The sequence below is a fragment of the candidate division WOR-3 bacterium genome (assembly GCA_016867815.1).
In the GTDB taxonomy this organism is placed as follows: Bacteria; Hydrothermota; Tepidihabitantia; order Tepidihabitantales; family Tepidihabitantaceae; genus UBA2258.
Genome location: VGIR01000122.1, coordinates 1 through 6763 on the forward strand (window position 1 = coordinate 1; position 6763 = coordinate 6763).

A 6763-nucleotide genomic window follows, 5' to 3' on the forward strand; every position below is an offset into this window, starting at 1 on the left:
GCGCCAGGGATTGACCAGCGCATACTCCTGCTCCCGGCGCTCGACCTTGACGCGCTGGTTGATCGTCAGGTAACATCAATCGTAGCAGCAATGCGCAAAGGGGGTCACGATGTGCCCGGGCCGGCCCGTTTTGCCTCCGCAGCTTGCTTGCCATTGCCGAAACCCAAGCTAGAATAACGGAGGAGGCGGGTCGGACGGTCGCCCCTTACGGGGAGGAAAGTCCGAGCACCCAGGGCGAGGCACTCGTTAAGAGCGAGGCTGCGGGCTGGCAACGGTCCGTGGACGGACAGTGTCACAGAAACAACACCGCCGCGTCTTCAGACACGGTAAGGGTGAAAAAGTGCGGTAAGAGCGCACTATCCGGGATGGCGACATCCAGGATGGAAAAACCCTGCCCGGTGCAAGACCAACATGAGAACCGGACTGGCCCGGTCCATTCAAGTTCTCGGGTAGGTCGCTTGAGACGTGCGGGCAACCGCACGCCCAGATAAATGACCGTCACCCGGCTTGCCGGGGACAGAACTCGGCTTACAGACCCGCCTCCTGTTCTAGAACGCGGACAAACCGGAATTCAGAGACCAGAATCCAGAACTGGAGCCGCGGATGAACGCAGATGTCCGGGCAAGCAGCGTCCTGACCGGTGGCAACTGGTCACTGACACCTGACAACTGGGACCTCGTCGCGCAGGCGGCGTTGTGTCTCGCGAGGTACGAATCGAAGTTCGCTGAGAAGTACCGCTCGACCTATCCCGACTCGCGTACTCACTTGCATCGGCAGCTGCGTCGTGAACTGTATCCTGAGCTGGACCTCAACCTGAACCTCGACCTGAATCCGTCGCTGTACCGCGAGTTGTTCGCGAAGTCGTACCAGCCGTTGTTCCGGCAGTTGTTCGCGACGTTGTTCGGTTCGTTGTTCGACTTGAAGTACGGCGAGTTGTAGGCTTCGTCGCGTCTCGCGCCGCGTCTGCGGAGACTACCGGGGAGGCGGCCTGTGGGCCGTCCACTCCCCGGCAGAATTGTGGTCGGAAAACGGCCTGCCACTACATATAGACGACCACAGGTCCTTTGGGCTGCGGCAGCACGACTGCCGCTTTTCCTGGAGAGCGCCGAGTGCGCAAGGGCGGGGACATGACCCAAACGTCCGACGTTTGGGATCGTGTCCCAAGCCTGGCCAGCCCCATGCCGAACGGGTTGGGAGCAAGAGTCGCTGCCGGTCAGAACACCCTAATCGGGTCCGCGCGACTTAATGTCCTTCTGAATTCGGCACTCGCCGCCGCGCTGACCGCGCGACTGAGCGCCTCGGTGAAGCCGCGGCTGAAGGCGCGACTGGACGCGCGGTTGAGCACCGCAGTCAGATTGCCATTGAGCGCGTAGCTGAACGCACCGTTCAGGGATGGGCTCGACTGGGCGCTGAGCGCGACGCTGACGGTGCATTTGAACGCCGCGTTCGACCCGGCGATCAACTCGGAGGTGAAGGGCGTGCTAAGTCCTTGATTGACGCCTACATCGATGGCCGCGTTGTACCCGGTCGTGAATTCCGCAGTCAATCCGGGAGTGACTCCCCTCCTGCCGGGTCACGTTGCAGGCATAGCCCCGGGTCGTGAGGTCGCGCCCGGTCAGGCTCAGCAGGACACTGCCGTGATTTCCACGTCCGTCGGTAGATAACATATGAGATGCTACGTTTGAGGGTCCTCGGCTCTCTAATACAGTGAGTGCCCGTATCCCGGCTAATGGCCGGAAAGGAGTTGTACCATGTCCGACGTTGCCCGCCGACTCTCGCGCTGGCAGGCTAAGTACTCGCCCGAGATGGCAGCGCAGACGACCGCCCGTATCTATGCCGACATGAGCGCACGCTACCTGGCTTCGATGGTTGACTTGTGCGCGATGGAACTCGAGACCAAGCAGGTGCTGGACTCAAGCGGCATCGACACTCTGTACATCGTCTTCTACCTCGACTTTGCCCGCCAGCTCTTCAAGCTCTCGCACGGCCGCACCATCTCCGACCCGACCTTGGCGAAGGAAGCGCAGGTACTGCTTGAGAAGTGGCAGCGTCGTGGTCTCGACCCGAACGTCCTTGCCGCAATCCGATTTGAGGTCTTCAGCGTCCCGGCGCCGTGAAGGAGGGTCCCTTTCCTGCTGGTTAGGGATGTCAGGCGGTGAGCCGCAAGCCACCGGCGACAGTCACGGTCCGACACTTGACACCCCAGCCGACAACCCATAGAATCCAGTCGTGACAAAGTCACATTCCGTCACGGAGGTTGGTGTTGTGCCCGAGACCCAAAGGAGGTTTGCGTGAGACGCACACTCAGCATGTGCATTCTGGCGGTCCTCGCCGCGTTCGTCGTCTTTCTAGCCTGCCCGCCCAAGACCGAGGTAGTCAAGATCGGATACCAGAAGACGGAAGTGTATCAACACTTCTTTGCAGCCGTCGGCCAGGGGTACTTCAAGTCAGAGGGACTTCAGGTCGAGCCAGTGGAGTTTGCCTCCGCGAACCAAATGGCGGAGGCACTCATAGCAGGTCGGATCGACGCTACTGGCACGAGCGCGTTCCCAGTGCTTTTCTCGGTGGAGCAGAACAGTCCTAGTCAGTTCAAATTGTACCTAGTCAGCGTGCTGACCGGAGAGAACTTCCCGGACTATGTGATCGTCAAGAAGGGATCCAAGCTCGCCTCGCTTGCCGACCTGAAGGGCAAGAAACTCGGCACCTACCCTGGCTCAACGCTGCTGACGTACGCGAAACAGATACTGAAGCGCTTCATGGACCCGGAGAAGGACGTGCAGATAGTGCAACTCAAACCCGAGGTCCAACTTCAGGCATTGGAGACCGGTCAAGTGGATGCCGTGTTCGCCTTGGAGCCCATACCTTCTCTTGGTGTCACACGCGGAGTGGCACAGGTACTGGAGGAAGCGCCCCTCGCCAAGTACGTCATGGACCCAATGCCCGGAAACGCGAGCGCATTCTCGGCGAGGTTCGCCAAGGAACGACCGCGAGTGGCCGAAAGGGTGAAGAGAGCCATGTACAGAGGTGCGGACTTCGTTTCCGCTGCCGAGAATGCCGCTGAGTCGAAGCGAATGATCGAGAAATGGACGGCCATGGATCCAGGCGTGATCGACAAGCTTCGTCCGCCCAAATACTGGAAGCTCGACGAGATCGACAAGGCTGCAGTGCAGAAACTGGCAGACCTGCTGCTCGCCGGCGGCGCGCTGGACAAGGCCGTCAGTACCGCTGGAGTCTACTATACGGGGAAATAGAGGAGAAAGCACCTTGTGAGCGAGGCCATCAGCATAGAAGGCCTCAGCAAGTCATTTGACGCCAGCCAGGGGAGCGCGCGACGCCTAGCCGTCATCAGCGACCTCAGCTTGGATGTAGGGGCAGGTGAGTTCATCACGGTTTTCGGCCCGAATGGATGCGGCAAGACGACCCTCTTGAACATTCTATCCGGGCTGGTAGACCCTGACCGTGGACGCGTCTCAATTGCGGCGAGGGACGGCGACCGAGCCGTCATGGGCTACGTCTTTCAGAACTTCGCGGCAAGTCTCTTCCCTTGGCTCAGGGTTATCGACAATATCGCATTCCCGCTTGAACTCAGAGGAGTATCCAGATCTCAGAGGCAGGAGAAGGTGCTGGACCTGCTCCGCAGGTTCCGCGTTGACTTTGATCCATCTGTGTACCCCTACCAGCTTAGCGGAGGACAGCAACAGCTAGTCGCCATCATGAGGGCGGTAATCGACAGCCCCGACGTCCTGTTCCTTGATGAACCTTTCAATGCGCTGGACTTTCAGACCCGCACAGACATGGAAGACAGGGTGCTCGAGATATGGGAAACCCTGAAGCCGGCAGTCCTGTTCGTATCGCATGACATCGATGAAGCAATCTACCTTGCTGATCGGGTCGTCTTCCTATCCAGAATGCCCGCTCGGGTGGCAGAGGTGCTGCCAGTGCCGCTGCCACGGCCGCGCAGTCAGCGGATGCTCGTATCCTCCGAGTTCTATGCTCTCAGAACGCACGCCATTGCCGCGTTTGCCCGCATCGTAGCGGCGTGAAGAAGGAACACATGGCCGGTCCGCTGGTCCTGCTGCTGCTGTGGGCAGCGGTATCCTACACCGGACTAGCCAACCGCGTCCTCCTTCCGTCTCCTTCTGACGTCTTCAGAGCCGTTGTGCAGATAGTACGGACCATGTCCTTCTGGCAGGACTTGGCTGCTACCCTGTACAGGCTGGTGGCTGGATTTGGCCCGGCAGCAGTCCTCGGCACCGCGATCGGACTGGCTCTGGGTGCGTCCAGAAAGGCATCTGACTCCCTTGAGTTCGTCATCGACTTCTTCCGTTCCGTGCCAGCGTCCGCACTCTTTCCCGCGTTCATGCTCTTCCTCGGAATCGGCGACACCGCGAAAGTGTCAGTCGTCACCTTCTCCTGCCTGCTGGTCATCATACTCTATACAATCTACGGTGTGCGGAACTGCAGCGAGCACCGCAAAAGGGTGGCCAAGGTGCTGAGGGCCGGCAGGATGGCAACGTTTGCCAAGGTTATACTGCCTGATTCGCTCCCGCACATCTTCGCCGGCATCAGGATAAGCGTGTCCATCGCGCTGGTTCTGGTTGTCGTGACTGAGATGTTCATTGGTACAAAGCACGGAGTCGGTCGCCTGATCTACGATTCGCAGCTCATGTTCCGAGTGCCGACGATGTATGGGGCCATACTGATCACCGGTGTGCTTGGATACGCGATCAACAAGGGATTCGTCGCCCTTGAGACGAGAGTTCTACACTGGACTGGAAAGTGAAGCGCAGCCAGCCAGTGGAACGACGAGATCGTCAACATCGAAGTCTTGTTACGGTAACTGTACGCCGCGGCGGAATGCGCTGGGAAGACTACATCTGGAACTGCAGGAACAAGGTAGTATACGGTCCCGTGGTGTCGCGCAGGCTGGGCTGGTCTCTGGGCATCAACCTGTTCCCTGTCTCACCGAGAGTGTGCACCTTCGACTGCCTGTACTGCGACTGCGGCGGTGAAAGGCTGTCTCAGCCGGGCTTTGCTGACACAGCCAGGATCACACGCAGCATTGAGCGGGGCCTGGCCATGCACCGCAAGAGAGGAACTACGATAGACTACATCACTCTTGCCGGCAACGGTGAGCCGACCGCGCACCCAGCCTTCCCTGAGATATGCGCCTTTGTGGCACGCATGCGGAACAACTACTTCCCCGACAGGCCCACCGCGGTGTTTACGAATGGGACTATGTTGGGCAACAGCCAAGTCATGTCAGCGGTCCGGGAGTTCGACGAACGCATAGTTAAGTTAGACGCAGGCGATGAGGCGACCTTCCAAATGATCAACAGGCCGACGAACGGCACGAGCTTGAATGCAGTTGCGGACTACGCGGCCAGCGTGCCCGGAATCAAGGTCTCATCCGCAGTCATCTGTTCTGATGTCAACAATGCCGCCTCACTCAGGTCATCTGCATTCATGTCGCTGCTGCGTCGGATCCGCCCCGCAGAAGTGCACCTGTACAGCATTGACTACCCACAGTTCGGGAAGGGCATCCGCCAGGCACGGATGTCCAGCATGCTGTCAATCGGACGTCGTGTCGCAGATCAGGCAAGTGTGCACGTCCGCGTGTTGCAGGCCGTGCGCACATGGAGGAAGTCCCCTTGAATGTGCTGTTGGTGGTGGCCGACTTCCCTCGAGATGTCGGCACGAGGGAGCAGTTCTTGGCCAGGCCATCTGCCCCTGCCATCGGTGTGAACCATCTCGCGACAGTTCTTAGGAAACTTGGACACAATGTTGTCGTGATCGACGCGCTGTTTCACGCGCTCCGCACAGGATTCAGAACCAGAATCGATACCGCCGTCGGTACCACAGAAGTCCTCCGTGAGATGGGGGATGTTGACTGCATCGGCATAAGCATCACATCGCCGACGAGGAGCTACGCGCTCGCCATCGCGCGCGCCGCAAGGGAGCACGCCCCTCACGCTACCATAGTGGCGGGTGGCCCGCATGTGTCGGTGCTCGAGGAGAGGCTGCTCGAGGGGCACCGGGACCTGTACGACTACCTCGTCGTTGGTGAAGGCGATCGAACTCTGCCCGAACTGCTGGATGTGATAGCCGGCAAGAGGAAACCAGCGGAGACGCCAGGCATCGTCTACAGGAGCAGCACCGGCTCGACCTGCAAGACAGCCGCAAGACCTGTGCTCTGTGAGCACAGCCTGAATGACGAGACTCTAGTACCAAATACGGAGTATGCACAGTACCAGTCCTTCTTCGATGGCGGCCGAGTCCCTGCCTTGGCCATGGTAACAGCTAGAGGGTGCCCATATGGATGCACGTTCTGCTACTCGCCGCGGCTCTGGTGCACTTATAGGTGTCAATCACCAGAGCGAGTTCTGTCAGAGATAGACTACTTCAGAACCAACTACGGCATCCGGCACCTTCGTTTCCAGGACGACACATTCACATACAACAGAACCCGGTGCCTGGCGGTCCTGGCCGGTCTGCGCAGTCGCCAGTACGGTATCGATCTATACGCGCACACCCGGTTTGACTGCATCGACGAGCAGGTGATAGAGGCCTATGCCTCTGCTGGCGGGAGGTCCCTGTATTTTGGACTTGAGTCGGGAGCAGCCGACATGCGTCGCAGGATGGGCAAGAACGGCGGCGTGACCAACGAGCGGATAGGCGCAGTATGTCGCGCCGTGAAGAAGGCCGGCATCAGACTTGGCCTATGGGTGATGTTCGGCTATCCCGGGGAGACCGACGACAAAGT

The 6763-nt window shown here is 59.4% G+C and carries 8 protein-coding genes and 1 other RNA gene; 8 read left to right on the plus strand and 1 reads right to left on the minus strand.

Features of this window, described 5'->3' with window-relative positions; all coding sequences use genetic code 11:
- Positions 1–182 precede the first annotated feature (182 nt).
- Together rnpB and FJY68_12835 are read left to right on the plus strand one after the other, a co-directional pair.
- An RNA gene (gene rnpB / locus FJY68_12830) (RNase P RNA component class A) lies at positions 183–547 on the plus strand.
- 56 nt (positions 548–603) lie between these two features.
- Positions 604–939 carry a hypothetical protein gene (locus FJY68_12835; GenBank protein ID MBM3332709.1) on the plus strand — a complete coding sequence of 112 codons (336 nt, stop codon included), beginning with the start codon at positions 604–606 and terminating at the stop codon, positions 937–939.
- A 274-nt stretch (positions 940–1213) separates the two neighbouring features.
- Here the strand turns inward: FJY68_12835 and FJY68_12840 are convergent, their stop codons facing one another.
- Complete coding sequence (locus FJY68_12840; protein ID MBM3332710.1) at positions 1214–1546, minus strand: hypothetical protein; 333 nt, start codon at positions 1544–1546, stop codon at positions 1214–1216.
- Between the two features lie 205 nt (positions 1547–1751).
- Here FJY68_12840 and FJY68_12845 point away from each other — a divergent pair, with 205 nt between their 5' ends.
- The 6 genes from FJY68_12845 to FJY68_12870 form a co-directional block, all read left to right on the plus strand.
- Complete coding sequence (locus FJY68_12845) at positions 1752–2117, plus strand: hypothetical protein (protein MBM3332711.1); 366 nt, start codon at positions 1752–1754, stop codon at positions 2115–2117.
- A 174-nt stretch (positions 2118–2291) separates the two neighbouring features.
- Positions 2292–3251 carry a transporter substrate-binding domain-containing protein gene (locus FJY68_12850; protein ID MBM3332712.1) on the plus strand — a complete coding sequence of 320 codons (960 nt, stop codon included), beginning with the start codon at positions 2292–2294 and terminating at the stop codon, positions 3249–3251.
- 15 nt (positions 3252–3266) lie between these two features.
- Positions 3267–4043, plus strand: coding sequence for an ABC transporter ATP-binding protein (locus FJY68_12855; protein MBM3332713.1), 777 nt, complete (start codon positions 3267–3269; stop codon positions 4041–4043).
- An 11-nt stretch (positions 4044–4054) separates the two neighbouring features.
- Positions 4055–4783 carry an ABC transporter permease gene (locus FJY68_12860; GenBank protein MBM3332714.1) on the plus strand — a complete coding sequence of 243 codons (729 nt, stop codon included), beginning with the start codon at positions 4055–4057 and terminating at the stop codon, positions 4781–4783.
- Positions 4784–4857: 74 nt separating this feature from the next.
- Positions 4858–5655, plus strand: a complete 798-nt coding sequence (locus FJY68_12865) for a hypothetical protein (GenBank protein MBM3332715.1) — start codon at positions 4858–4860, stop codon at positions 5653–5655.
- Positions 5637–6763 (plus strand): B12-binding domain-containing radical SAM protein (locus tag FJY68_12870; protein ID MBM3332716.1); only part of this gene is annotated, 1127 nt, incomplete at its 3' end. The genes FJY68_12865 and FJY68_12870, both read left to right, overlap by 19 nt.